This is a genomic window from Streptomyces sp. NBC_00009 (assembly GCF_045040855.1).
GTDB classification, from domain to species: domain Bacteria; phylum Actinomycetota; class Actinomycetes; order Streptomycetales; family Streptomycetaceae; genus Streptomyces; species Streptomyces aureus.
In genome coordinates, this window is the sequence record NZ_CP108312.1 from 7,038,507 (window position 1) to 7,064,052 (window position 25,546).

The window sequence follows — 25,546 nt, forward strand, 5'->3', positions numbered from 1 at the left end:
CCGCACCGGGCGTCCGCCTGCTGGACTGTCCCGCTCACTTGTGCGGGACAGCGATCAGGCGGGCTGCTGAGCCGCCGAGATCCGCTCGTTGCGCAGCGCCTCGTACCAGCGGTCGTCGACCGGCGGCAGCGCGTTCACATCGAGGGCCAGCTTCAGGAGCAGGTCCGCGATCAGCGGGTTGCGGGCGAGGACGGGGCCGTGCATGTACGTGCCGAACACGGTGTCGTTGAACGCGCCCTCCGTGCCGTCACCCGTGCCGTTGCCCTTGCCGATCTGCACGCGGGCGAAGGGCCGCGCCGACGGGCCGAGGTGCGTGATGCCCTGGTGGTTCTCGAAGCCCGTCAGCGGGGGGAGCCCCAACTGCGGGTCGATGTCGCCCAGTACGTCGCCGACGCACCGCTCGCCCTCACCACGCGTGGACACCACGTCGAGCAGGCCGAGGCCCTGCTCGCGCTCGCCCAGGTCGTTGATGAACTCGTGGCCGAGGATCTGGTAACCGGCGCAGACCGAGAAGACGATCGCGCCGTTGGCCACGGCCCGCTGGAGACCGCCGTCACGCCGAAGCCGCTCCGCGGCGAGACGCTGCGGCCGGTCCTCACCGCCGCCGATCAGGTAGATGTCGCCGGAGGTGGGTACCGGCTGGTCGCTGCGCACGTCGAGCCGGTGCACGTCGAGGCGGCGCTGGCGGGCGCGGCGCTCCACGACGAGGGCGTTGCCCTGGTCGCCGTACGTGCTCAGGAGGTCGGGGTAGACCCAGACAAGACGAAGGCCGTTGTCGCTCATGCTCATGAATCCTCTGCGGGGTCTCAGTTGCCGACGCGGCGGCGGACGTCCTGGAACGCGGTGTAGTTGGCGATCAGCTCGATCCGCCCGGGCGGGGCGGACTGCACCGCCTCGTCGACGCTGTCGCAGACCCGGAAGTCCAGGCCGGCGACCTCGAGCCGCACGGCGAGGTCGAGCCTGCGGTCGCCGATCACGAAGATCGGGTGACCGGCCAGACGCGTGTAGTCGACGTCCCACAGCCAGGAGGTGTCGGTGCCGTCGGCGCCGCGTGCGTTGACCGAAAGGATCACGGGGGTGGGCGGCGGGTCGATCAGGGAAAACGTTTCGAGCCAGCCCGCCGGGTTCTTCGCGAGCAGCAGACGCAGGTCACGGCCGAGGAACTGCACGACGTCGTAGCGCCCCGCGACCGCCTGCACCTGGTACATGCGCTCGAGGGCCACCTGGGGCGGCACGCCGAAGCACGCGGCAACGGCGGCCGACGAGGTCGCGTTCGCCTTGTTGGCGCGGCCGGGGAGCTGGAGGTGGATCGGCCAGGCCGAGCCGTGCGGGTCGAGGACGTAGTCGCCCTGGAGCGCCCAGCTGGGCGTCGGACGGCGGAAGCCGCACTCGCCGCAGTACCAGTCGTCGCCGGGGCGCTGCATCACGCCGCCGCACGACGGGCAGGACCATGCGTCGTCCTTCCACTCCTGGCCGGCGGCGACCCACACCACGTTCGGCGAGGAGGACGCGGCCCAGACGACCAGCGGGTCGTCCGCGTTCGCGATGACGATCGCCTTCGAACCGGCCAGGCCCTCGCGCCACTTCTCGGCGAGCATGCGGGTCTCGGCGGCGCGGTCGAGCTGGTCGCGCGAGAGGTTGAGCAGCGCGATCGCCTTGGGAGCGGTGTCGCGGGCGACGCCCGCGAGGTACTTCTCGTCGACCTCGATCACGCCGAACTTCGCGTCCGAGCCGCCGGCGAGCGCCGACGTGATGCCCGCGGGCATGTTCGCGCCGAGCGCGTTCGACACGACGGGGCCGGCGGCGCGCAGGGCCTCCGCGATCAGCCGCGTGGTGGTGGTCTTGCCGTTCGTCGCCGAGACGAGCACCACGTCCAGATGCTGCGCAAGCCGCCCGAGCAGCTCGGGGTCGAGCCTGAGCGCGACCTTGCCGCCGATCACCGATCCGCTGCCGCGGCCCGCCGCGCGGGACACCGCCGCGGCCGCCTTGCCCGCCGTGACGGCCAGCTTGGCCCGCGGAGTCAGCGGCTCCGAGTTGCCTGACATCGTTCTGGATCCTCCTTGCGTACGGCGCCGCGCCTGCCCCCGGCATCGCTTGGTGGAGTCAGCCTATCGAGATCCACCTTTGAGCCCGAACCGCGGCACCACCCCGGATCCGGGGCTCGCCCTGACCGTACCCTTACGGCCATGCGACACGGCTCGATCCCGGGCGCCTCCGGGCGCGTACGACCCCTGACCCTGCTCGGTGATCCCGTGCTGCACACGCACTGCGAGGAGGTGACAGAGTTCGGCCCCTCGCTCGGCCGTCTTGTGGAGGACCTGTTCGCGACGATGTACGCCGCCCAGGGCGTGGGCCTCGCGGCGAACCAGATCGGTGAGTCCGCGCGGGTGTTCGTGTACGACTGCCCCGACGACGAGGACGTCCGCCACCTCGGGCACATCGTGAACCCGCGCCTTGTCGAGGCGGACGGCGTGATCGTGCGCGGCCCGGAGGGCTGTCTCTCGCTGCCGGGCCTGGAGGCGGGGACGCCCCGCTTCGACCATGTCCTCGTCGAGGGCGTGGACCTGCGGGGAGAGCCCTTGGTCGTGCACGGCACGGGCTGGTTCGCCCGCTGTCTCCAGCACGAGTGCGACCACCTGGAGGGGCGGGTCTACACGGACCACGTCACGGGGTGGCGCCGCCGCAGGGTTCTGCGCCAGGCGGCGCGGGCCTCCTGGGCGACCGGCACGGCGGCGTCCTAGAGCCTCCCGGCTGGTACTCCACGCTGCTGGAGTACTAGAACCCCGGCCCGCCCACCTTGTCGCCCGCCGCCGCGAGCCTGCCCCACAGCAGGTCGGCCAGGCTGCTGACCAACTCGCTCCGCGAGCAGGGCCTTTCGCCGAGCCACCAGTCGCCCGCGGCGTGCATCATGCCGACGATTCCGTGACCCCAGACCCGCGCGAGCTGCTGGCTGCCGGGGCCGAGGTCGACGCGCTCCTCGATGACCTCGGCGAGCTCCTCGCCCATGCGGCGCAGCAGGGGGGCGGAGTGCTTGCCCACGTAGAAGCCCTGCTCGCCCGGCGCTGTGCTCTCGGACACGCTCTCCGAGGGGTGCATGAGGAAGCGGTACACCTGGGGGCGTGCCTCGATCGCCGCGAGATAGGTGTCGAGCGTCGACTCGACCCGCTCCCGGCGCTCGGCCGGGGCGTCGAGCGCGGCCCGCAGCGAGGCGAGGAGCGCGTCGGTGTGGCGCTTGGCGAGCGCGGCGTAGAGGCCGCCCTTGTCGCCGAAGTGCCGGTAGAGGATCGGCTTGGTGATGCCCGCCTCGGCCGCGATGGCGTTCATGGACGCACCGGGCCCGTCGCGGAGCACCACGCGGTCCGCGGCCTCCAGCAGCTCACGCCGCCGGCGCTCGGCAGACGTCTGCTGTTCCGTCCGCTGTGTGGTCTCCATGAGGTTTCTCCCCGCCCGTGCGATGGCCTGACGCACGGGAAACGTAACACTCGACGCCCTGGGGGCATCGAACGGGCTGCCGGGAGTTGACAGGGGCTACTGGCGAGTAACAGACTGCCGTTACCGCAAGTAACGTGTGAAGTGTACGCAGTGCTGGAGGGGCCATGGCCGAGTTCACGATGGATCTGAACGACGAGCAGAAGGAAGTCAGGGACTGGCTCCACGGGTTCGCCGCCGATGTGATCCGTCCCGCGGCCGCCGAGTGGGACGAGCGCGAAGAGACGCCGTGGCCGGTCATCCAGGAAGCAGCCAAGATCGGAATCTACTCCCTGGACTTCTACGCGCAGCAGTTCTTCGACCCGACGGGTCTCGGCATCCCGATGGCCATGGAGGAGCTGTTCTGGGGTGACGCGGGCATAGCCCTGTCGATCGTCGGGACCGGGCTCGCCGCGGTCGGCGTCCTCGCCAACGGCACCGAGGAGCAGATCGGCACCTGGATCCCCCAGATGTACGGCGACGCCAACGACGTCAAGGTCGCCGCCTTCTGCTCGTCCGAGCCGGACGCCGGATCCGACGTCGCCTCCATGCGCACCCGCGCCGTTTACGACGCGGCCAAGGACGAGTGGGTGCTCAACGGCACCAAGACCTGGGCGACCAACGGCGGCATCGCCAACGTCCACGTCGTCGTCGCCGTCGTCGACCCCGAGCTCGGCTCCAAGGGCCACGCCTCCTTCATCGTCCCGCCGAACACGCCGGGTCTGTCCCAGGGGCAGAAGTTCAAGAAGCACGGCATCCGCGCCTCGCACACCGCCGAGGTCGTCCTCGAGGACGTACGCGTCCCCGGCTCCTGTCTGCTCGGCGGCAAGGACAAGCTCGACGAGCGCATGGCACGCGCCCGTGAGCGCGCCAAGGCCGGCGGCGGCGAGCGCGTGAAGAACGCCGCCATGGCCACGTTCGAGGCGTCCCGCCCGGCCGTCGGCGCGATGGCGGTGGGCACGGCCCGCGCCGCCTACGAGGAGGCCCTGGAGTACGCCAAGACGCGTACGCAGTTCGGCCGCCCGATCATCGACAACCAGGGCGTCGCCTTCCAGCTCGCCGACATGCGCACGCAGATCGACGCGGCGCGACTCCTGGTGTGGCGTGCCTCCTGGATGGCGACCACGGGCAAGAAGTTCGAGTCGGCCGAGGGCTCCATGTCGAAGCTCTTCGCGAGCGAGACCGCCAAGAAGGTCACCGGCCAGGCCATCCAGATCCTCGGCGGCAACGGCTTCACCCGCGAGTACCCCGTCGAGCGCATGCACCGCGACGCCGCGATCTACACGATCTTCGAGGGCACCAGCGAGATCCAGCGCCTGGTGATCGCCCGCACCCTCTCGGGTCTGCCGATCCGCTAGCCGAATCGGCCGGTGCCCTTCGCGCGGCGGAGGGCACCGGCTTCGGCGGCCGTGCCGCAGTGGTCAGAGCTGTGCGGCGACCTTGCGGGCGATACGGACGACATCGCCCGAAGGCCGTGCGGAGTACGCCGGGTGGTCACGGACCCAGCCGTCCTCAAGGGCGTACCAGTCGACCGGCCGCGGGGTGGTGCCGTCGGCGAGTGCGGCCGTGAGTCCGTCGAAGTAGGTTCGCCAGCGCAGTGTGTAGAGGCCGCCCACGAGCCCGGCCCACTCGCGGTTCGCGTAGTCGTGGAGCCCGCCGTCGTCGGCGCCCGAACGCGGACCCCACACGGTCACCAGAGATACGGCGTCGTACTCGAGACGGTCCCGCTCCTCGTCGTCGTCGCCCCACGCGCGCGCGTCGGCGATCCAGCGCCCGAGCAGGTGCCGCGGCTGCGTGGCGACGGTCTCCTCAAGGAGACCGAGCCACGTGAACCACTCACCCGTCAGCTCCTCGAACGCCGCGCGGTCCTTGGCGTCGTACGCGGCCTTGATCCGCGGCAGCAGGATGCGGCTGCGGTGCGAGATCGTCTGCCGGGTGACGTCCATCAGGTCGTAGGTGTACGCGGAGCTGCGGCGCAAGCCCGGTGCGACCGCGAGCAGTTCGGGCAGGGCGCGGGCGAACTCCTCGGGGTCGTAACGCAGCGCGCCCGGCGACCACGACGCCCCGCTGGAGACGTCCAGATCGGGCCGGGCGCCGAACAGGCCGTCGTGGCCCTCGCTCCAGCTGTCCGCGCGCGTGGTGCCGTACGCGGTGCGGCGCAGGACGTCCCAGGCGGCCACCGCGTGCGCGTCGTGCCCGCCGTAGCGCTGCACCGGCCACTGCTCGAACCAGCTCTTCAGCTCGACCGGGCCGTCCGTCCACGGCAGATCGCTGAAGAGGGCGAACGCGGCCGGGTTGTTGTCGGCGCCCTCGGGCATGAGCGCGATGCCGTCCAGGGCGCTGTCCTCCTTGGTGCGCCAACTCTCGTACAGCGAAGCCCAGTCGGGGGTGTTGGCGCCCATCGTCGTATGGCCGCCGAAGTTCCAGATCGAGCCGAACGCGTAGGGCGTGCCCGCCCAGTCCTTGTCGCGGTCGGTCACCGAGGGGAAGCGGTCGGAGAGACCGTCGACGATGAACATCTTGGAGCGGTCGACGGCGTCGAGGATGTCGCGGCGCGGGTTGGTCTGCCAGCCGAGGATGTTCCAGATCGCGCCGGGATGGGCGGTGCGCAGCGCCTTCTCGACCGCCTTGGCGGCTTCGCCGACCGGCACGTCACCCGGCTTGCCGCCCTCGTGCAGCAGGTCGAGCTTGTACATGGTGGTGTCGCCGAGCAGTTCGCTCTGCACGCGGTAGAACGCCTCCGCGATCCTGGCGAAGTGCGGGTCGCGCGGGTCGAGCCAGTCGGGGCGCGTGAAGCCGACCCAATCGCCCTGGGGGACTATGTGCGCGCCCGGGTTCCGGTCGGCGAAGCCGGGCGGGACGGTGCCGAAGTAGCCGGGGAGCACCGGGGTCATGCCGAGTTCGCGGATCCGGCGGACGACTCTGCGGGCGAGCGCCGCCCGCCGGTCGAGGAGCCGCCGCGACACGGGGCCGCCGAACCCGGACATGTTCTGCAGCAGCCACCACGGCTGGTGGGCCGGGCCTGCGATCCACGCGCGCATCTCGGCGTCGCCGTAACCGAATTGCTGGAACGTGCGGTGGTAGATGGTGTCGGCGCCGAGATACACGAGGACCTCGTTGAAGCCGTGCAGCGCGAGGACGTCGAGCTCGCGCTCCCAGTAGTCCCAGCCGTGATACGGGCCTGTGTAGCCGTCGTTGGTGTCGTTGAAGGCGAACCGGTGGGCGACGTTCGCGGCGCGCGTCAGGGGCGTGGCGAGGCCGGGCAGTCGCGCCGGCAGGGACTCGGTCTGCTCCCCGTTCCACGAGAAGTGCGCGTGGGCGTGGTGGCGGAGGTACTGGTGGAAGCCCGTCAACTGCACGGCGGGCGTGGTGCCTTCGACGAGTATGCGGCCGCTGGACCCCGACACCCTGAACGCGTCGCCCGTGCCACCGGCAGGGCGGGGGACGGTGCGGAAGGTGACCTGGTCGTGGTGGCGCGGCAGCAGCCGGGCCAGGGCGTCGGCGGCCGGGGTGCGGGAGGCCGCCGCACTCTCGGCGGTGGCACCGGGCGCGGACGCGGCGAGTGCGGCGGCGGAGCCGAGGGCGGTGAGCACGGTACGGCGACCGAGGTTCATGGAGCACTCCAAGCGCGTGAGTGGACTGGACCACTTGCGCCGGGGATCTTACGGAGGGCGGGGAGGGTTCGGTAGGGAGCGGGGGTAAGCGCTTGCGGGAGCCCTTCGGACGGGAGGGCCGACCGGGGTGGACACAGGCGCGTGTTCACCCCGGCCGGACGTCACTCGTCCCCGGCGGCGGCCGACAGCGCCGCAGCCGGGTCATGGGCTGCCGGGCCCGCCGGGAGCCACCGGCCGCGGTTCTCGCGGAACGGCCACCAGCGGCCGTCGCGGCCGAGGCGGATCTGTGTGCCCGTGCCGGCGGCCGTCCACCGATTGCGGGTCGCCCGCAACGGTGGGCGCTCCCCGGCGTCCCAGGCCGCTTCGACAGCGGTACGCGCGCGTGCCGCGGTCTCCGCGTCCGGCGTCCACTCGTCCTCCAGGACGGACAGGCAGGCGGTGCCTCCGTGTTCCCATGCCAGTACGGCCGCCGCGAGACCATCGCCGTCCCGCCCCGACCCCTCCGCGAGCCGGGCCCCGATCCACGCCTCGGGGGCGCCCGCGGCCAGTCGGACGGCATCCTGATGGATCATCAATTCTTCATCCGGTGTGCGGAGTTCGTGGCCAGGAGTCAGCGCATCCGTCAGCATCCGGTGCGCCTCGGCGGCCGCCCGCGCCCCGAGGAACTCCAGTGCCGCCACATTCGTCCCGGTGGGCGGCTCCGTCTCCGTGTCCAGGGACGGTACGGGCCCCGCCTCGGGCGGCACCGGGGGAGCGGCGGGCAGCGGCGGCAGTATGCTCCCCGCCGCGAAGGCCTCCGTGGCGTCGACGCCGTCCGGGTCCAACGGCTCCTCGTCGGCCTCCTCGTCGGCGGACCCGGCCGAGGCGGACGCGACGCTGCGCACCTGGAGTTCGTCGAGCAGCACCCGCTCGCCACGCCCGCGCATCAGCAGCAGTACGAACGGATCCTGGTCGAGGAGACGGGCCAGCTGATAGCAGAGCGCCGCCGTGTGGGCGCAGTGGTCCCACGCATCACACCCGCAGCGCGGCTCCAAGTCGCCTATACCGGGCAGTAGTTCCACACCGGCCGCCGCCGCGTCCTCGACCAGGTGCGGCGGCATCTCACGGTCGAGCAGCGCCGCGATGTGCCCCGCACGCTCGACCGCCATCCCGAGGAAGCGGTCCCACTCCTCCTCGCTCAGCCGTTGCAGCAGCACGTCGGCGCGGTACACGGCGCCGCCCCGGTCCTTGACGAGCGCGGTGACCCGCCCCGGCCGCACCGAGACGGCCCCCACTGACCCGCCGCGCGCCAGTGCGCGTCCCGCCTTCAGCTGCTGAAGGTCGAGTGCCGTGTCCTCCAGCGCCTTGAGCCAGGTCTGCCCCCACCACGACTGCGCGAAGCCGCGCCCCTGGACGGCCGCCAGCGCCGCGAAGACACGCTCCTCATCCGATGCGTCTGCCCCATCGCTGTCGCCTTCGGTGTCGAACAGGTCGTCCTCGTACTCGTGACGGTCCGTCATCGTGCGCCCCCTCGCAGCTCGACCAGATCGGCCAGTTCGGAATCGGTCAGTTCGGTCAGGGCGGCCTCGCCGGAGCCGAGCACCGCGTCGGCCAACTCCCGCTTGCGGACCAGCATGTCGGCGATCCGGTCCTCGATCGTCCCCTCCGCGATCAGGCGGTGGACCTGCACCGGCCTGTTCTGCCCGATCCGGTACGCGCGGTCCGTCGCCTGCGCCTCGACCGCGGGGTTCCACCAGCGGTCGTAGTGCACGACATGTTCGGCGCGGGTGAGGTTGAGGCCCGTGCCCGCGGCCTTCAGGGAGAGCAGGAAGACCGGCACCTCGCCCTCCTGGAAGCGCCCCACCATCGCCTCGCGCGAGGCGATGGGCGTGCCGCCGTGGAGGAACTGAGAGGCCACGCCGCGAGCCGCCAGATGCTGCTCGATCAGGCGCCCCATCTGCACATACTGCGTGAAGACCAGCACGCTCGCGTCCTCGGAGAGGATGGTGTCGAGCAGTTCGTCTAGCAGTTCCAGCTTGCCGGAGCGGCCGGGGATGCGCGGCTCGTCCTCCTTGAGGAACTGGGCCGGGTGGTTGCAGATCTGCTTGAGCCCCGTGAGGAGTTTGACGATCAGTCCGCGCCGGGCGATGCCGTCCGCTCCGGAGATCTCCGCGAGCGTCTCGCGCACCACGGCCTCGTAGAGCCCCGCCTGCTCGGTGGTGAGCGACACGGCGCGGTCGGTCTCGGTCTTCGGCGGGAGCTCGGGCGCGATGCCGGGGTCCGACTTGCGGCGCCTGAGCAGGAAGGGACGCACCAGTTGGGACAGGCGCTGGGCGGCGGCGGGGTCCTTGCCCTCCTCCACCGCGCGCGCGTAACGCGTGCGGAACGTGCCGAGCTTTCCGAGCAGCCCCGGGGTCGTCCAGTCCAGGATCGCCCACAGCTCGGACAGGTTGTTCTCCACGGGGGTGCCGGTGAGCGCCACGCGCGCGCGTGCACCGATGGTCCGCAGCTCCTTCGCGGTCGCCGAGTGCGGGTTCTTGACGTGCTGTGCCTCGTCGGTGACGACCATGCCCCAGTCCACGCACGCGAGTTGCGCGGCGTCGAGCCGCATCGTGCCGTACGTGGTGAGCACGAACTCGCCGGCGGCGAGGTCCTCCAGGCTGCGGCGCCCGCCGTGGAAGCGGCGTACGGGGGTGCCGGGTGCGAACTTCTCGATCTCGCGCTGCCAGTTGCCCATGAGGGACGTGGGGCAGACGACGAGGGTCGGGGCGGCGGTCTCCGGGGCGGTCTGCCGGTGCAGGTGGAGGGCGATCAGGGTGATCGTCTTGCCCAGGCCCATGTCGTCGGCGAGGCAGGCGCCGAGGCCGAGGGATGTCATCCGGGCCAGCCAGTTCAGGCCGCGCAGCTGGTAGTCGCGCAGGTCGGCGGCCAGCGCGGCGGGCTGACCGACGGGCTCCATGCCCTCCGGGTCGGCGAGCCGCTCCCGCAGCTCCGCAAGCCAGCCCGTCGGGTGGACGTCGACGCGGCGGCCGTCGACCTCCGTGGAGCCCGTCAGGACCGCGCCGAGCGCGTCGATCGGCGTGACCTTGCGGTCCTGGTGCTCGCGGGCGCGCCGGGCCTCCTCGGGGTCGATGAGGACCCACTGGTCGCGCAGCCTGACGACGGGCCGGTTGGCCTCGGCGAGCCGGTCGAGCTCCTCCCGGCTCAGCTCCTGGTCACCCAGCGCGAAGCGCCAGTTGAACGCGAGGAGCGCGTCCGCCGCGAGGAACGACGGGGTGTCCGTCCGGAGCCGGTCCGGGTCTTCCCCTCCGGGTGACCTCTCGTCCGGAGGGCCGATGACCGCGCGTGCGCTCAGCCGGCGCGCCAACTGCCGGGGCCAGTGCACGTCGACGCCCGCCGCCGCGAGGGCCCGCGCACCGGCGCCGAGCAGGTCGGTGATCTCCTCGTCCGCGAGATCGAGCGCGTCCGGGACGGCCGCCGAGAGCAGCGGCATGAGGGGCGCCCAGGCGCGGGCTGCGCGCCGCAGCGCGAGCAGGGCGTCCATGCGTGTCCGCGGCCCGAAGGCCTTGGCCGAAGCGCCCGACGCCGCCCAGACCTCGGCGGCGTCGGCGACCAGCGCGGGGTCGCTGACGCTGTGCATCTGGAGCACGGCGCGGAAGGCGACGTGTTCCTCGTCCTCGGCTCCCGCTACGCCCCGGTCGAGGCCCGGTACCTCGACGCGCAGCGAGATCCGCACGCCCGCGTCGTGTCCCGCGGCGACATCGGCGGCCCACGCGCGGTGTTCGGGCACCTGCTGCGGCTCGGGCGCGGCGAAGGGCCGTGCGCCCGCCGCGAGGCTCGCCGCGGGGGAGCGGGGCAGGGTGTCGGCGACGGCGTCGAGGAAGGCGCGCAGCAGCGCCTCGGGCGCGGGGAGGCGGAGCGGACCCGGACCGTCCAGGGGTGTCGCGTGGGCCTCGGGCGGCATCGCGGCGGCCAGTTCCCCGACCCGCTCCAGGTCCTCGGCCCGGAGCGGGCCCACGCGCCAGGCGTCGTGATCGGTCGGCGTGAGCCCGGGCAGCAGCAGGCCGCGCGCCGCGAACTGGAGGGCGAGCACGGAGGCGGCGCCCCAGAAGACGGCAGTCGGGTGCGCCCGCGCGGTGGCACGCGCGCGCGTGAGGACCGGTAGCGCGGCGCGTACGGGCAGCAGGACGGCGGGTACGGACTCGCTCTGCGCACCGGTGTCTCCGGGCACGGCGAGGCTCAGCTCCTCGGGCGTGCCGGCCTCGGTGTGCGGAGGCCGCCCGCCGTCGGGGCGCCAGAAGGCGACTCGTCCTTCGCGTGCCGGGTCACCGGGCACGAAGACAGCGCAGCAGCGGATCAGTTCGGAGATCTCGGGGAGTGTTGCCACGGGACGCCTGTGGGCAGCGATGACGTATTCCTCAAATTTGACTACCGGACGGAATCGCCGAGGGTACCCCAAGATTCCGACCGGTGTACCGCGCCGCAAGGTGATGTCGGTCACTCCTGCTCGAAGGGGTGTGGGTAGCCCCCCTTGGGGGGCGGTGCTACCCCCGCGCGCAGTCGGGTGGTGGCCTCATGGTGCCCAAGGCCGCTGATTCCTAGGTTTGTTGAGGTCGGGCCGTCTCGTGAGCAGGGCGTCCGGACAGAACGCTTTTCCCCTCCCCCTCACTACTCCCACCGCCATGCCCAGAGACCGGAGACCTCGCCATGACCCTGGCTGTCGAACCCGTAGCGGACCATTCCTCAGGAGCGGCCGGGACGCAGCCGCAAGGAAGCGAGTTCACGCCGTTGCTGCGCACCGTCAAGAGCCAGGATCTCCTGGAGCGGCGCACCGGCTGGTACGTGCGCAACATCGCGCTGAACGCCCTGTCCCTCGGCGCCGTCGGCACGGGCATGGCCCTCATCGGCGGCTCCTGGTGGGTCCTCGCGCTCGCGCCGGTCCTCGCGGTGCTCTGCGCGCGCACCGCCTTCGTGGGGCACGACGCCGGCCACGCGCAGATCACCGGAAACCGCGCCGTGAGCCGGGTCATCGGGCTCATCCACGGCAATCTCCTGCTCGGCATGAGCTACAGCTGGTGGAACGACAAGCACAACCGGCACCACGCCAACCCCAACCACATCGACAAGGACCCCGACGTGGCCGCCGACGTCCTCGTCTTCACGAGCAAGCAGGCCGCGACCCGCTCCGGCTTCCGCCGCTGGCTCACCCGCAACCAGGCCTGGCTGTTCTTCCCGCTGACGCTCCTGGAGGGCCTCGCCCTGAAGCTGTACGGCTTCCAGGACCTGCGCCGCCAGCCCCCGCGCGAGCGCGCCGTGGAGGGACTGCTCCTCGTCGCCCACGTCGTCGGCTACGTGACCCTGCTCCTGACCACCATGCCGCTCGGCCACGCCCTCGCCTTCGCGGCGATCCACCAGGCACTGTTCGGCCTGCACCTCGGCATGGCCTTCGCGCCGAACCACAAGGGCATGGAGATGCCCGACCCGGACGGCGAACGCTGGGGCCACCTGCGCCGGCAGGTCCTCACCTCCCGCAACATCAAGGGCGGCGCGCTGACCGACTGGTTCCTCGGCGGCCTCAACTACCAGATCGAGCACCACCTCTTCCCGAGCATGCCCCGCCCCCACCTGCGCCTGGCCCAGCCCCTCGTCAAGGCCCACTGCCGCGACCTGGGCATCCCCTTCACGGAGACCGGGCTCGTCGACTCCTACCGGCAGGCCCTGCGCCACATGTACGAGGTCGGGGAGCCACTGCGCATGGAGTGAGGCCCTGGCCGGGTGGGTCCGGTCGGCCCCCTGTACCGCCCTGAGCCCCGGGTTCCTCGCCCGGGGCTCAGGGCGTGCGTCCCGCCTGGGGCTGCGCGGGGCTCAGGGGTGCGTGTCTCCGGAGCTGCGCGGGGCTCAGGGGTGCGTCAGGGTGGAGGCTCAGGGGTGTCTCAGGGTCGTGAACAGGAACCGCCCGGGCCGCGAGTCCGTTTCAGAGAGTAGAGGCGGGGGCCCGCCTCTCATGGCGAGGGCGGTTTGCAGCCCCCGAAGGAGGCGACGGACATGTCGAGGAACGCGAAGATCGCCGCAGGAGGTGTGGCGGCCGGGCTCATCCTGTTGATCTGGCTGCCCTGGTGGGCGTCACTCCTGATCGTGCTCGGGGTGCCCGCGGCGGCCTACCTGGCGCTGGACCCCTCCCAGCGGCGCAGGCTCCGCCGCGCCTCACGCAGGGAGATCGGCCGCTGACGGACGGGTGCTACGGGCGGGTGGCAGCTGCCCCTGCCGTCGCCGAGCAGCCGTTGACGACGTCGCCGCTCGCCGGCCTGGCGATGGTGTGGTCGGCGGGCGGCCGCGCGCCGTCCTCCACCCACGCGGTGAGCAGGTCGAACGCGGACCGGTAGCAGGGCAGCACGGGCCGCAGCCGGTCGGGATAGGTGTCGTAGAGGCCATCGGTGTGCGTGCCGTCCTGCACGGTGTACGAGCGGTGCAGGCGGCCGCGCCCCCGGTCGTCGACCATCCGTCCGTAGACATCGGCGTCGGCCGCGATCGGCAGCAGGGTGTCCAGGTCGCCCTGGAGCGTGATCAGCGGCTTCCCGATCCGCCCGCTCAGCGCGATCCGTGCGACGGCCCGGTGGACCGAGGCGGGCCGTGCCGCGTAGTCGTAGGAGGCGTCGGACGCACACGGCGCGAGCAGCTCGTCCGTCGTCGAACCCGCTGATGGGCCCGGGCACTTGGAGTCGTACGAGGGGTCGAACTCGGCGCGGTAGATCTTCTGCGTGATCCCCCAGTAGGCCTTCTGGTGGTAGGCCCACAGGAATTCGGACCCGCGCGCGAAGCCCACGCGGTACAGATCGTCGGCGTCGGCCTTCCCGAGCCCATAGGCGACTGTGGTCGGCAGTGACGTGAGCAGGTTCGGGCCGTCCGCGGTCCAGAGGGTGCCCTCCCAGTCGACGCCCCCGTCGTACAGCTCGGGATGGTTCTCCAGCTGCCAGCGCGTCAGATAGCCGGCGTTGGAGATGCCGGTCATGTAGGTCCGCCGCGGAGCCCGCCCGTAGCGCTGGGCCACGGCCTTCTTCGCGGCTCTGGCGAGTTGAGTGGTCCGGTTGTTCCACTCGACGATCGCGTCGCCGGGACGCTTTCCGTCACGGTAGAAGTCGGGTCCGGTGTTGCCCTTGTCGGTCGCCGCGTAGGCGTATCCCTGGGCCAGGACTCGGTCGGAGATCGCCGCGTCCGTCGAGTACTGCTTACGGTTGCCGGGTGAGCCGGTCACCACGAGGCCGCCGTTCCAGTGGTCGGGCAGTCTGATCACGAACTGGGCATCGTGCTGCCAGCCGTGCGTCGCGTTCGACGTGGAGTCGTCCGGGAAGTACCCGTCGATCTGCGAACCGGGGACGCCGGACGGGTTGCGGGTCCCCTTCGCGGTGAGGCCCGCCTGGTCGGCGGTGTCGGTGTACGGGGTTCCGGCCAGAGCCGCTGTCGTCAAGTCGTCCAGGCAGGCGCTCTGTTGAAGGGCGGCACCCGGGACGTGCACCCGCTCCTGGCGCGCGCAGTGCGCCCCGCCTCCGCCGCTCTCCACGGCGGCCCCCGCGGGCACCGGCCCCGAGGCGGCCAGCGCCAGCAGGGCCGTGGCAAAGAGGGGGACTGTTCCGGGCACGCGCATGGTGAGCCTCCGCGACGACGAGGGACCGGCAAGGGTGACGAGCGGGGCCATCGTGCGGGCGGGACCAGTCACCGGGCCATGGGTCGGCGCCACATGGGGGAGGGGGAGCGGTATGTGGGGCGGGGGGTTTGGGGCGGCCTGCGCGCAGCGGGTCGGGTGGCCCGCTGCGGGAGAGGTCAGGAAGGGCGTACGGCCATCTTGTCGAGCGCTTCCAGGAGGCCGGGCAGCTCGGGGCCCCGCCCCACGGGCAGCACCTCACCGGGCTCGTCGTCCAGGAGCACGAACGCGATGTCGTCCGTCCGGGCCACCATGGACCAGCCGGGACCGTCGGCCCGGAGCGTCCGGGCATCCCCGGACGCGAACGCCGACCGGACACGGCCCAGGGGCGGAGGGCTGTCCACATAGGCGCGCACCTCGGCGAGGACCCGCCGGATGCCGGTGTGCGAGGCGCGGGTGCTGTGCGCCTCGGTGTCGCTTCCGGAGGCGGTGGCCGTGGCGGCGTCGCCGGAATCGGTGGTGGTGGGGGCGGCTGTGCTGTCGGAGTCGGGGCTGTCGGCGTTCGTGCCGTCTGTCCCCTCCGCACCAGAGGCGCCGCCCGCGTCGTCCGTCAGAAACGCGCTGTCGTCGATCTGTTCCCGCCAGGACGCCCACTGGAGGGCGATCTCGTCGGCGCCGAGGCGGCGTTGGGCTGGGCCCCACGTCTCGGTGTTCGGCGGAGTGAGGGGCGGACCGTCCATGATCTCGGGGTCGTGTTCCGGGTCGTGCGGGGCGGGGACGCCCGGCGCGGACACGGACAGGGCGAGCGGCCACCCCGGCAGGGCCGAGACCACCGTGCGCTCGTCGGGCGACAACTCGTACTCCATGCCGCAGTCCCAGGACGCGATGGCGACGGCGACCAGGGACACGTCGTCGATGACGACGGTCCAGCGCGCCCCGGCCCCGTCCTGCCCGAGTACGAGCCCGTACCCGTCGGCGAGGGGTGCGAGCCCGAGCGCGGCGCATGCCTCCGGGTAGTCGTCCCCGAGCACACTGGGGAACTTCGCAGGGGTCAGCAACACCGCCGTCAGTACGTACAGCGCGTCGTCCCCGGCGGCGACCGCGTCGTCCGTCCCGGCCATGCCAGCCTCCCCTGAGCTTCGTCCGTCGGCGCACCCTAACCAGTCGCGGTGGAGATCGTCGAGGGCGTTGAGCTGGAAATTCTCCCGGGGGACCCGGTGTGACGCCCGGTGGGTGGACCATGCCAAGATCCCGTGCGCACTTCGTGTGCCTCCCGTGGAGGGCCGACGGGAGTCGCGGGTCAGGTGGTGGCGGGCAGGCCGAGCAGCGCCCGTGCCACCACCTCGGGCGATTCGTCGCGTTCCCGTGCGAGCGCGACGACCGCACGGCACGCGAGTTCGTTGATGCCGAACGTCAGGGCCTCCGGAGACACCCAGGTCGCGGCCTCGGCGAGCCTGTCCTCGTCGTCCTCGACGGATGCCGACACATAGGTGGCCGCCGCCTCGAAGAGGTTGGGCGGCCGCTTGCGCGGCGGTGTCGCGACGCTCGCGCCGGCCGGTGTCCGCGTGGCCAAGACCTTGCGGAGTCTGTCGAACATGTACGCCACCTTCCCCCTGTGTGGTGTGCGACGGTGCGTCACATCATCAACATAGAGCGGGAGTTCGAGCGTCAGAAGGGTTTTGTCTCCGTGCGTGCTCGCAAGTCCGTGAGGGTGGAGCGCAGCCAGGCCAGTTCGGCCCGGCTGGTCGCGCGGGCGATGGTGAGGATGCCGCGGCGGAACGGGTCGTCCAACTCCTCCGCGCGCAGGGGGCGTTCCCCTTCGTAGAAGAAGCTGGCCGGTTCCTCCAGGAACGCCAGCCTGCGCGCGAGTACGGTCGCCTGCGTCGCCGGGTCGTCGAGGTGCCGCAGGAACGCGAGGACCGTGAACCAGCGGTTCTCGTCGGTGATGTCGGCCCGGCCGGGCTCCGCCAGCCTGCCACGGAGCTCCTCCCGGCCCGCCGCCGTGAGGTTGAGGACGTGGCGCTGGGCCGCGACCGACCCCGGCTGTGTCTCGCGGGTGAGCAGGCCCGCCTTCTCCAGGCGCTTGATCGCCGGATAGAGCGTGCTCTCGGCGACGGGCCGCACGTGGCCGGTCAGTGCCGTGATCCGTTTGCGCAGCTCGTATCCGTGCAGGGGTGCGTCGTAGAGGAAGCCGAGGATGGCGAGTTCCAGCATGCCCCCATTGTGCCGCACTCCCTCCGGGTTCGGTGTACATCGGTCTAGTAATACATCGGCACCGATGTATGCTCTACGGAGTGCCTCGTAAGGGCGGGGCTGTGCGGTTGCTGGGGAGAGGGAGTGGGGGCGCATGATGAAGCAGGCCCGGTTCGACTCGCAGGGGAGCTTTATCCGCTGGGTCGAGGCCGACGGGGACGGGGCTCCGCTGGTGTACGTCCATGGGCTGGGGTCCGCCTCGACCATCTACCACGCGCACATCGCCAGCAGGCCCGAACTCGCGGGCCGGCGTTCACTGTTCGTCGATCTGCCGGGGCACGGCATCAGTGACCGGCCCGCCGACTTCGGGTACTCGCTGGACGACCACGCCGATGCTCTGGCGGCCGCTCTCGACGCGGCCGGCGTGTCCGGGGCCGAGCTCGTCGCGCACAGCATGGGCGGCGCCGTGGCGATTGTTCTCGCCCACCGGCGCCGCGACCTCGTCTCGCGGCTCGTGCTCACCGAGGCGAACCTCGACCCGTACCCTCCCCGCGTGGAGGGCAGCAGCGGAATCGCCTCCTACGGAGAGGACGAGTACGTCAACGGCGTCGGCCACGCGCGCGTGCTCGCCAAGGTGGGTCCCCTGTGGGCGGCCACCATGCGTCTCGCGGACCCCCTCGCCCTGCACCGCACCGCCGTCGGGCTCGCCCACGGCACCCGCCCCACCATGCGGCGGATGCTCATGGACCTGGACATCGACCGGCTGTATCTCCAGGGCGCGCGCAGTGGTGAACTCGCGGACCGCGCGGGCCTCGAGGCCGCGGGTGTACGCGTGCGCACCGTGCCCGACGCCGGGCACAACGTCATGTTCGACAACGCGGAGGCCTTCGCCGCGGCGGTCGCGGACCATGCTCTCGCGTTGCCCGGCACGCGTTAGCCCCGGCGCTCCGCCAGCGCCAGGAAACGGGCGTCCTCATCCACGTACGACGTCATCCGCCAGCCCGAACCGGCCAGCAGTGAGCGGAGGTTCGGTTCGGCGCGCAGGTCGTCCGGGGTGAGCTTGCGGCCTTGTCGCGCGGCCAGTGCCGCCCGCCCGATGGGGTGGAACAGCGCGAGGAGTCCACCCGGGCGCACCACCCTCGCCAACTCCCGCAGATTCTCCTGGGGTTCGGGAAGGTGTGCGACAAGGCCGGAACCGAAGACGGCGTCGAGCGACTCGGGCCGTACGGGCAGGCGCGTCACGTCGGCGAGCAGCAGCGAGCCGGCGCGATCCCGTCCCGCCCGCACGGCGGCCTCCAGCATCGCGGGCGTCAGGTCGACCCCGAGTACGGCCCCCGAAGGCCCCACGGCGTCCCTGAGCGCCGGCAGGGCGCGCCCTGTGCCGCATCCCGCGTCGAGCACCCGGTCGCCCGCGCGGAGCCCCAGCTCGGCGACGGCTGCCTCGAAGCGTGGACCGTCGTCGGGGAACCGCGTGTCCCACTGGGCCGCGCGGGCCGAGAAGAACTCCTGTACGTGCGTGTGGTCGTCGCTCATGACTCCATGATCCCTCGTGTGCGGGCGCGCGTGGGCGGGTGTGAGGGATCGAAAACTCCGCATGCGACCGATGGGAACCGATGCGAACCGAAACCGCCGCATGCGCGGACGGTGCACACGTTCGAGCCTGACGCGATCGTTCCCGCGCATCTCTCTGTCATATTCCAGCAGCTTTCGAAATGCGCCCCTGTTGTGCGCCCCCGAGAGGTCTAGCGTCCCGGAGCCATGGGACACCTGGACCACGCCACCTTCGGCTGGCTTACCCCCGTGCTGTCATACGTGATGGCCTCCATCGGCGCCGCGCTCGGTCTGCGCTGCACCGTCCGCGCCCTCGGCGCCACCGGCCGTTCGCGGCGCAACTGGCTGATCACCGCGGCGTCCGCGATCGGCACGGGCATCTGGACGATGCACTTCGTGGCGATGCTCGGCTTCGGCGTCACCGGTACGGAGATCCGCTACGACGTGCCGCTCACCGTCCTCAGCCTGGTCGTCGCCGTGGCCGTCGTGGGCGTCGGCGTCTTCGCCGTCGGCTACAGCCGCGACCGCAACCGCGCTCTCGCCCTCGGCGGGCTCACCACGGGACTCGGCGTCGCGAGCATGCACTACCTGGGCATGGCGGCGCTGCGCCTGCACGGCCAGGTGCGCTACGACCCGCTGCTCGTAGGGCTCTCCGTCGCCATCGCCGTCGTCGCCGCGACGGCCGCCCTCTGGGCCGGACTCAACATCAAGTCGCCCGCCGCTGTCGCGGTCGCCTCCCTCGTCATGGGCGGCGCGGTGAGCAGCATGCACTACACCGGAATGATGGCGGTGAGCGTGAAGGTCGCGTCCTCCGCAGCGGCCCTGCCCGGGGCCACGGCGATGCAGTTCATCTTCCCCCTCGCCGTCGGCCTCGGGTCCTACCTCTTCCTGACGTCCGCGTTCGTCGCGCTGTCCCCGACCACGGGGGAGCGCGAGGCCTCCGCGTCGGCCCAGCGGCCCGTCGAGAGCGTCGCCCGCTGACGGCGGACCGGCGCCACCACCCTTCGCACCACGAGCGCACCACGAGCGAGGAGGCCATGCGTACACCCCGTAGGACCCCCATCAACGGCGCGACGCCCAAGTCCGCGCCCCCGGCGCGCGGACGGCGCGCGCACGCCGGACCGCCCGCGGAAGAGGACCACACAGCGGACGACCCGTCCGCTCCGACCGCGCCTCCCGCGCGCGCGGGAGGCCGAGGACTGCGGCCCCGCACGGTCCGCGCCAAGATCGTTTGCCTCCTGATGGTGCCCGTCGTCTCGCTGCTCGCCCTGTGGGCGTACGCGACGGTCACCACCGCCCAGGACGTCGCCCGCATGCGGCAGTTGCAGCGGGTCGACTCCACGGTCCGTGGCCCGGTCGCCGACGCGGTCACCGCGCTCCAGGCCGAACGCACCGCCGCTGTCGCCTACGCAGCCAAGCCGGCGGCCGACCGCGGTGACGACCTCAGGAAGCGCACCTCGGCGACCGACAAGGCCGTGGCGAAGCTCCGCCTCGGCGACGTCAACACCGTCGCGGACGGCGCCGATCTGCCCGCCCGGGTCGGTGAGCGCCTCTCGGCGTTCGTCACCGGCGCCGAAAAGCTGCGCTCCGTGCGCAGCGCGGTGCTCGGCCGACGCACCGGCTGGGAGGGCGCGTACGGGCAGTACACGAAGACGATCGACTCTGCGTTCGCGGTGACCGGCGCGGTGACCGGGATCCAGGACGACCGTCTCGGCTCCGACGCGCGCGTGCTGCTCGAGTTCTCACGGTCCGGCGAGATGCTCGCCCGCGAGGACTCCCTGCTCGCCGCCGCACGACTCGCGGGCCCCCTGGACGGCGCACGGCTGCGGCTGTTCACCGGAGCGGTCGACACCCGGCGGACCCTCGCCGAATCGGCAGTCGCCGACCTCCCGGCACCGCAACGGACCGCCTGGCGCCACCTCGTGGAAGGAAGTGCGTACGGCGACGTACGCGCCGTCGAGGACAAGGTGCTCGCCGCCAGGCCCGGTAGTGCGTCGCTCGCCGCGGCTCCCGCACTCACCTGGGACAGCGCGCACACGACCGTGCAGAACCGGTTCCGCTCGATCGAGACGGACGCGGCGCACACGGCCGCGGTCCGGGCGGATCCGTTCACCCGCGGACTGCTCACGCCCGCGGGCGCCGCGGTCCTCTTCGGCCTGCTGGCCGTCGCCGCCTCCCTCGTGATCTCCGTACGCATCGGCCGGGGCCTGGTCATCGAACTGATCAGCCTGCGCAACAGCGCCCTGGAGATCGCCCGTCGCAAACTCCCGCACGCCATGCGGAAACTGCGCGCCGGCGAGGAGATCGACGTCCGCGCCGAGGCACCGGAAGGACCTCCCGCCGAGGACGAGACCGGACAGGTCGCCGAGGCGCTCGGCACGGTGCACAGGGCAGCCCTGCGCGCCGCCGCCGAACGCGCGGAACTCGCCAGCGGGATCTCCGGGGTCTTCGTCAACCTCGCCCGCCGCAGCCAGGTCCTCGTACACCGTCAGCTCGGCCTCCTCGACACCATGGAGCGCAGGGCCGAGGACCCGAACGAACTCAGCGACCTCTTCCGCCTCGACCACCTCACGACCCGTATGAGGCGCCACGCGGAAAGCCTGATCATCCTCTCCGGAGCCGCCCCGGGCCGCGCCTGGCGCACCCCCGTCTCGCTGACCAACGTGGTCCGCGCGGCCGTCTCCGAAGTCGAGGACTACGCGCGCGTGGAGGTACGGCAACTGCCCGCCGCCTCCGTACAGGGCGCGGCGGTCGCCGACCTCACCCACCTCCTGGCCGAACTCGTCGAGAACGCCGCCCAGTTCTCCCCACCGCACACCAAGGTGCGGGTCAGCGGCGAACCCGTCGGAAACGGCTACGCCCTGGAGATCGAGGACCGGGGGCTCGGCATGGGCAAGGAGACCCTCGCCGAGGCCAACAACCGCATCGCCCACTCCGAAGCGCTCGACCTGTTCGACAGCGACCGGCTCGGGCTCTTCGTGGTCAGCCGGCTCGCCCACCGCCACGGCATCAAGGTGCACCTGCGCACCTCGCCCTACGGCGGCACCACCACGGTCGTCCTGCTGCCCACACCCCTGCTGCACGCCGGAACCCCGGAACGGGCGGACACCGCCCAGGAACACGCGACGGAGCACCACTACGCGCGCGTGCCCGACCCGGAAGCACCCCACATGAACGGTAACTCCGTGCCCGCCCAGGGGCCGCGCCCCGCCATCGCCGCCGCCGTACACGCCGTACCGGACGGCGACACGGGGCACGACACCCCAACGCCCCCGGGCGTCACCGCCCTGCGCCTGCACAGGCAACCCGCCAACAACGCCGACGACAACGACGCCGAGGCACCTGACGGACTGCCCAAGCGCGTGCGGCAGGCGAGCCTCGCACCCCAGCTGCGCGAGCGGCCCGAGGAGCAGAACGGCGCCGCACAGCACCAGGAACCCGACGCACGAACGCCCGAAGAGGCGCGGCAGCGCATGGCGGCCTTCCGTGACGGCTGGGTCCGGGGCGGCGGCCGCCCACCAGGAGCCGGCTCAGGACCCGTGCCCGGCAGCGACAGCACCGAAGGAGATCCCACATGATCCAGGACCCCACCACGGGCGCCGCGCCCCGGTCCGGAGAACTCGACTGGCTCCTCGACGACCTGGTGCAGCGCGTGGCCGAGCTGAGGCACGCGGTCGTCCTGTCCAACGACGGGCTCGCCGTCGGCGCGTCGAGCGGTCTCGGCCGCGAGGACGCCGAACACCTGGCCGCCGTAGCCTCCGGCTTCCACAGCCTCGCCAAGGGGGCCGGCCGGCACTTCGGAGCGGGCGGCGTCCGCCAGACCATGGTCGAGATGGACGACGGCTTCCTCTTCGTCGCGGCCGCGGGCGACGGTTCCTGCCTCGCCGTCCTCAGCACGGCCGACGCCGACATCGGCCTCGTCGCGTACGAGATGGCCCGCATGGTCAAGCGGGTCGGCGAACACCTCTACACCCCACCGCGGTTCGCCGCGCACCCGCCCGCCGCCGGATGACCGGACGGCCACGACGATGAACGATCACGGGCACAGGGACGACCAGGGTCGGGGCAGCCAGGACCGGTCGGGCAGCCAGTGGTACGACAACGAGGCCGGGCCCCTGGTCCGCCCCTACGCGATGACCGGCGGGCGCACCTCACCCGGGCCCAGAGGGGTGCGTTTCGACCTGATCGCACTCGTCAAGCTCGACGACGCCGCGCCCGGCAAGGACGACGACACGGCGCTCGGCCCCGAGCACAGGGCGCTCATCGAGCTGTGCCGCACCGAGACACAGTCGGTCGCCGAACTCGCCGCGGGCACCGACCTCCCCGTAGGGGTGGTCAGGGTGCTCCTGGGCGACCTTCTCGACATGGGTTGCGTCAAGGTCAGCCGGCCCGTGCCGCCCGCTCAGCTACCCGACGAAAAGATCTTGAGGGAAGTCATCGATGGCCTCCGAGCACTCTGAAGAAACGAACGCCGACAACGCCGACAACTCAGCCCTGGCTCTGAAGATCCTGGTCGCGGGCGGATTCGGGGTGGGCAAGACCACCCTGGTCGGCGCCGTGAGCGAGATCCGACCGCTGCGCACCGAGGAACTGCTCAGCGAGCTCGGCCAGAACGTGGACGACACCGGAGCCGTGGAGCGCAAGACCACGACGACCGTCGCCATGGACTTCGGCCGCATCACCATCCGCTCCGGCCTCTCGCTCTACCTGTTCGGCACGCCGGGCCAGGACCGTTTCTGGTTCCTCTGGGACGAACTCTCGCAGGGCGCGCTGGGCGCCGTGGTCCTCGCGGACACCCGCCGGCTCGAGGACAGCTTCCCCGCCGTGGACTACTTCGAGCACCGCCGCATCCCGTTCGTGGTGGCGGTCAACTGCTTCACGAACGCCCGTACTTACGGTGCCCTCGAGGTGTCGCGTGCCCTCGACCTCGACCGCGGGACACCCGTCGTGCTGTGCGACGCCCGCGACCGCGACTCGGGGAAGGAGGTGCTGATCCGGCTCGTCGAGTACGCCGGGCGGATGCACACCGCCCGGCTCCTCGACTCCGTGGGCTGAGGCGCGGCGTCGTCAGTCGGCGAGCCCCGCGAGGGCCACGACCTTCTCGATCCGCACACGCACCAGGAGCTCGCCGGGTACGCCGTTGCGCTCGCCGAACTCCTGGGCGCGGTCCTCGCCCATGTAGCGCGCGCCGATCCTGGTGGCCGAGTCCCGCAACTGACCCAGTTCCTCGATGAGTTCGGCGCGGCCCTCGATCACCGTGAAGGAGAAGGGCGGCCGCTCGTCGTCCACGCACAGGGCTACCCGGTTGTCCCGGGCGAGATTGCGGCCCTTCACGGTGTCCTTGCCGGTGTTGAACAGGAGGTCCTCGCCGTCGAGGACGAACCAGACGGGCGCGATGTGCGGGCTGCCGTCGGGCCGCACGGTGGACAGCTTGGCGGTACGGGTCCCCTCGGAGACGAACGCCCGCCATTCCTCATCGGTCATCTTGTGTGCCATGGGGTCATCCTGCTTGCCGAGACGCCGAGCGTGGGGAAGGCTGGCGAGACAGATCCTCCGGGTAGGGGAGCGATCGGGAATGGGGGAGACGGGATCATGGCGGACAACGAGGGGCTCGGCTGGCTGCTGGACGACCTGACAGAGCGTGTCGAACATGTGCGCCACGCTCTCGTCCTGTCCAACGACGGTCTGGTCACCGCAGCGAGCAGCGACCTCAGGCGGGAGGACGCCGAGCATCTGGCGGCCGTGTCGTCCGGTCTGCACAGCCTGGCCAAGGGATCCGGGCGGCACTTCGGTGCCGGTGGCGTCCGGCAGACGATGGTCGAGTTCGACGACGCCGTACTTTTCGTGACGGCGGCGGGCGACGGCAGCTGCCTGTGCGTCCTCAGCTCGGCCGAGGCCGACATCGGCCAGGTCGCCTACGAGATGACGCTGCTCGTCAATCGGGTCGGCGAACACCTCGGCGTGGGTGCCCGTCGAGCAGAAGGCTCCTGACCTGCGCAAACGTCGAGCCGATCAGGGTTATCCACAGGCTCAGCGGCGCGGACGGGTTTCGGGCTACGGTTTTTCCCGGGAGCGATCACGACTCACGGGGGAGATCAGACATGGGTGGCAACACCATCGCGACACCGGCCACGCGGGTACCCGCCGCCTCGCTCGCACAGAGCAGGGCGGCTCGCGAACTGGGGCTGAAACGAGGCGAGTTCGAGCTGGCGGTGCGACTCGGACGTGTCCGCACCGTGCCGGCCCACGACGGCGGGCGCCGCCGCGTGGCCCGCGAGGAGATCGAGCGGGTGCGTGACACCGCGGGTTTCCCGGATTCGCTGCGGGAGCATGTCCGGGCCGTGGGGACCACGGAAGGCGCGGGCCTCATGGACATCACCACGGCCAGGTTCACCCGGCTCGCCCGCGCGGGGATGCTGACGCCGGTCCGCTTTTACCTGAACCGGTACCGAGCCGTGGTCTGGCTCTATCTGGCCGAAGAGCTACGGGAGTTCGCGGCGGCCGAGGTCAACGCACCGCTGATGACGGGACGCGCACCCGACCGAATGCGCGCCCGCCTCGACGCGGGGATCGACCTACGGCCCCGGAACTGGCGGTCGCGGCACGCGGGCCACCTGCTCGGGCAGAGCACCGACGCATGGGAGCGCGCCGCCGCCGTCGCGTCCCTCCTGGACCCGGTGACGGTCCTGGAACTCGTCAAGTGCCCGTACGAGCGCGGCTATCTGAGCAAACTGCGGCCCGAGTCGACCGGACACGGGGCGCCCGACTCGCCATCGGCACGCATCGCCGAGCGCATCATGACAGCGGACGACCCGCACGAGATCAGCTGGCTCAGGGCGAGCCTGCTGCTCAGCCTGGCGGAGGCGCGACGCCTGCGGCCCGCGCCGCGACCGAACGCGGGCACTCCCGTCGCCCCGCACCAAGAACCACTCGCGCCGACCACGTACTCAAATGCAGTGGCCCCACCGGAGCCGGATGTCGCGCCGGCGGGAGGGGTGACCGGGACGGGCGCGCAGCGTCCGGCTGAGGCCGAGCCACCCCGTCCATCGCGCGGACTGTTCGGCTGGCTCCGCCGCAGAGGAGCCTGAACCGGGCCTGCGGA

Annotated in this window: 24 protein-coding genes; 12 read left to right on the forward strand and 12 right to left on the reverse strand. The window is 71.8% G+C overall.

Translation table 11 applies throughout. From position 1 onward, the window contains the following. Window positions 1–54: 54 nt before the first annotated feature. Window positions 55–783 (reverse strand): type 1 glutamine amidotransferase, encoded by a 729-nt coding sequence (locus OHA58_RS31910; protein ID WP_405483038.1) that lies wholly within the window; start codon window positions 781–783, stop codon window positions 55–57. Window positions 784–806: 23 nt separating this feature from the next. Further along, entirely contained in the window at window positions 807–2,045 is a 1,239-nt protein-coding gene (locus OHA58_RS31915) for a Mur ligase family protein (RefSeq protein WP_266667981.1), read from the reverse strand. A 141-nt stretch (window positions 2,046–2,186) separates the two neighbouring features. On the opposite strand from OHA58_RS31915, the gene def reads away from it, so the two are divergent. Further along, window positions 2,187–2,741 carry a peptide deformylase gene (gene def / locus OHA58_RS31920; RefSeq protein WP_405483040.1) on the forward strand — a complete coding sequence of 185 codons (555 nt, stop codon included), beginning with the start codon at window positions 2,187–2,189 and terminating at the stop codon, window positions 2,739–2,741. A gap of 34 nt (window positions 2,742–2,775) precedes the next feature. Here the strand turns inward: def and OHA58_RS31925 are convergent, their stop codons facing one another. Next, on the reverse strand, window positions 2,776–3,432 hold the full coding sequence (locus tag OHA58_RS31925; protein WP_405483041.1) for a TetR family transcriptional regulator: 657 nt from the start codon (window positions 3,430–3,432) through the stop codon (window positions 2,776–2,778). 164 nt (window positions 3,433–3,596) lie between these two features. Between OHA58_RS31925 and OHA58_RS31930 the strand changes: the two genes are divergently transcribed. Further along, window positions 3,597–4,826 (forward strand): acyl-CoA dehydrogenase family protein, encoded by a 1,230-nt coding sequence (locus OHA58_RS31930; RefSeq protein WP_116500184.1) that lies wholly within the window; start codon window positions 3,597–3,599, stop codon window positions 4,824–4,826. A gap of 63 nt (window positions 4,827–4,889) precedes the next feature. Here OHA58_RS31930 and OHA58_RS31935 read toward each other — a convergent pair whose 3' ends face one another. From OHA58_RS31935 to OHA58_RS31945, 3 genes are all read right to left on the reverse strand, one after another. Beyond that, complete coding sequence (locus tag OHA58_RS31935) at window positions 4,890–7,082, reverse strand: alpha-N-acetylglucosaminidase (RefSeq protein WP_405483042.1); 2,193 nt, start codon at window positions 7,080–7,082, stop codon at window positions 4,890–4,892. Window positions 7,083–7,243: 161 nt separating this feature from the next. Next, the gene (locus tag OHA58_RS31940; protein WP_405483043.1) at window positions 7,244–8,581 is read right to left on the reverse strand and encodes an SWF or SNF family helicase; all 1,338 of its coding nucleotides are present in this window, start codon (window positions 8,579–8,581) and stop codon (window positions 7,244–7,246) included. Continuing rightward, window positions 8,578–11,448: an SNF2-related protein gene (locus OHA58_RS31945; RefSeq protein WP_405483044.1), complete on the reverse strand. Its 2,871-nt coding sequence runs from the start codon at window positions 11,446–11,448 to the stop codon at window positions 8,578–8,580. The genes OHA58_RS31940 and OHA58_RS31945 overlap by 4 nt, the downstream gene beginning before the upstream one ends. A 320-nt stretch (window positions 11,449–11,768) precedes the next feature. On the opposite strand from OHA58_RS31945, the gene OHA58_RS31950 reads away from it, so the two are divergent. Together OHA58_RS31950 and OHA58_RS31955 are read left to right on the forward strand one after the other, a co-directional pair. Beyond that, window positions 11,769–12,824: a fatty acid desaturase family protein gene (locus OHA58_RS31950; protein ID WP_405483045.1), complete on the forward strand. Its 1,056-nt coding sequence runs from the start codon at window positions 11,769–11,771 to the stop codon at window positions 12,822–12,824. Window positions 12,825–13,106: 282 nt separating this feature from the next. Then, complete coding sequence (locus tag OHA58_RS31955; protein ID WP_116500187.1) at window positions 13,107–13,289, forward strand: hypothetical protein; 183 nt, start codon at window positions 13,107–13,109, stop codon at window positions 13,287–13,289. A gap of 10 nt (window positions 13,290–13,299) precedes the next feature. Here OHA58_RS31955 and OHA58_RS31960 read toward each other — a convergent pair whose 3' ends face one another. The 4 genes from OHA58_RS31960 to OHA58_RS31975 all read right to left on the reverse strand — a co-directional run bounded on the left by OHA58_RS31960 (window position 13,300) and on the right by OHA58_RS31975 (window position 16,914). Further along, entirely contained in the window at window positions 13,300–14,703 is a 1,404-nt protein-coding gene (locus OHA58_RS31960) for a tannase/feruloyl esterase family alpha/beta hydrolase (RefSeq protein ID WP_405483046.1), read from the reverse strand. Window positions 14,704–14,879: 176 nt separating this feature from the next. Next, entirely contained in the window at window positions 14,880–15,821 is a 942-nt protein-coding gene (locus OHA58_RS31965; RefSeq protein ID WP_405483047.1) for a hypothetical protein, read from the reverse strand. A 179-nt stretch (window positions 15,822–16,000) separates the two neighbouring features. After that, a complete protein-coding gene (locus OHA58_RS31970; protein WP_405483049.1) occupies window positions 16,001–16,297 on the reverse strand; it encodes a hypothetical protein in 297 nt (98 codons plus the stop codon). 71 nt (window positions 16,298–16,368) lie between these two features. Beyond that, entirely contained in the window at window positions 16,369–16,914 is a 546-nt protein-coding gene (locus OHA58_RS31975; protein ID WP_389705915.1) for a PadR family transcriptional regulator, read from the reverse strand. Between the two features lie 136 nt (window positions 16,915–17,050). Between OHA58_RS31975 and OHA58_RS31980 the strand changes: the two genes are divergently transcribed. Further along, complete coding sequence (locus OHA58_RS31980; RefSeq protein WP_405485285.1) at window positions 17,051–17,830, forward strand: alpha/beta fold hydrolase; 780 nt, start codon at window positions 17,051–17,053, stop codon at window positions 17,828–17,830. On the opposite strand, the gene OHA58_RS31985 is transcribed toward OHA58_RS31980, so the two are convergent. Then, window positions 17,827–18,426, reverse strand: a complete 600-nt coding sequence (locus tag OHA58_RS31985) for a class I SAM-dependent methyltransferase (RefSeq protein ID WP_405483050.1) — start codon at window positions 18,424–18,426, stop codon at window positions 17,827–17,829. The two genes, OHA58_RS31980 and OHA58_RS31985, sit on opposite strands and share 4 nt — an antisense overlap. A 225-nt stretch (window positions 18,427–18,651) precedes the next feature. Between OHA58_RS31985 and OHA58_RS31990 the strand changes: the two genes are divergently transcribed. Genes OHA58_RS31990 through OHA58_RS32010 form a run of 5 tightly spaced genes read left to right on the forward strand, consistent with a single transcriptional unit; the run spans window position 18,652 to window position 23,499 of the window. After that, window positions 18,652–19,425, forward strand: coding sequence for an MHYT domain-containing protein (locus OHA58_RS31990; RefSeq protein WP_329436242.1), 774 nt, complete (start codon window positions 18,652–18,654; stop codon window positions 19,423–19,425). Window positions 19,426–19,481: 56 nt separating this feature from the next. Further along, on the forward strand, window positions 19,482–22,022 hold the full coding sequence (locus OHA58_RS31995; RefSeq protein ID WP_405483051.1) for a nitrate- and nitrite sensing domain-containing protein: 2,541 nt from the start codon (window positions 19,482–19,484) through the stop codon (window positions 22,020–22,022). After that, on the forward strand, window positions 22,019–22,456 hold the full coding sequence (locus OHA58_RS32000; protein ID WP_344385925.1) for a roadblock/LC7 domain-containing protein: 438 nt from the start codon (window positions 22,019–22,021) through the stop codon (window positions 22,454–22,456). Before OHA58_RS31995 ends, OHA58_RS32000 begins: the two co-directional genes overlap by 4 nt. A 16-nt stretch (window positions 22,457–22,472) precedes the next feature. Further along, entirely contained in the window at window positions 22,473–22,904 is a 432-nt protein-coding gene (locus OHA58_RS32005) for a DUF742 domain-containing protein (RefSeq protein ID WP_405483053.1), read from the forward strand. Continuing rightward, window positions 22,885–23,499: a GTP-binding protein gene (locus tag OHA58_RS32010; RefSeq protein WP_405483054.1), complete on the forward strand. Its 615-nt coding sequence runs from the start codon at window positions 22,885–22,887 to the stop codon at window positions 23,497–23,499. The genes OHA58_RS32005 and OHA58_RS32010 overlap by 20 nt, the downstream gene beginning before the upstream one ends. Before the next feature lie 12 nt (window positions 23,500–23,511). On the opposite strand, the gene OHA58_RS32015 is transcribed toward OHA58_RS32010, so the two are convergent. Next, entirely contained in the window at window positions 23,512–23,940 is a 429-nt protein-coding gene (locus OHA58_RS32015) for a PPOX class F420-dependent oxidoreductase (RefSeq protein ID WP_405483055.1), read from the reverse strand. A 96-nt stretch (window positions 23,941–24,036) separates the two neighbouring features. On the opposite strand from OHA58_RS32015, the gene OHA58_RS32020 reads away from it, so the two are divergent. Then, the gene (locus OHA58_RS32020) at window positions 24,037–24,435 is read left to right on the forward strand and encodes a roadblock/LC7 domain-containing protein (protein WP_405483057.1); all 399 of its coding nucleotides are present in this window, start codon (window positions 24,037–24,039) and stop codon (window positions 24,433–24,435) included. Window positions 24,436–24,545: 110 nt separating this feature from the next. Further along, window positions 24,546–25,532 (forward strand): DUF6397 family protein, encoded by a 987-nt coding sequence (locus OHA58_RS32025; protein ID WP_405483059.1) that lies wholly within the window; start codon window positions 24,546–24,548, stop codon window positions 25,530–25,532. Window positions 25,533–25,546: the final 14 nt, after the last annotated feature.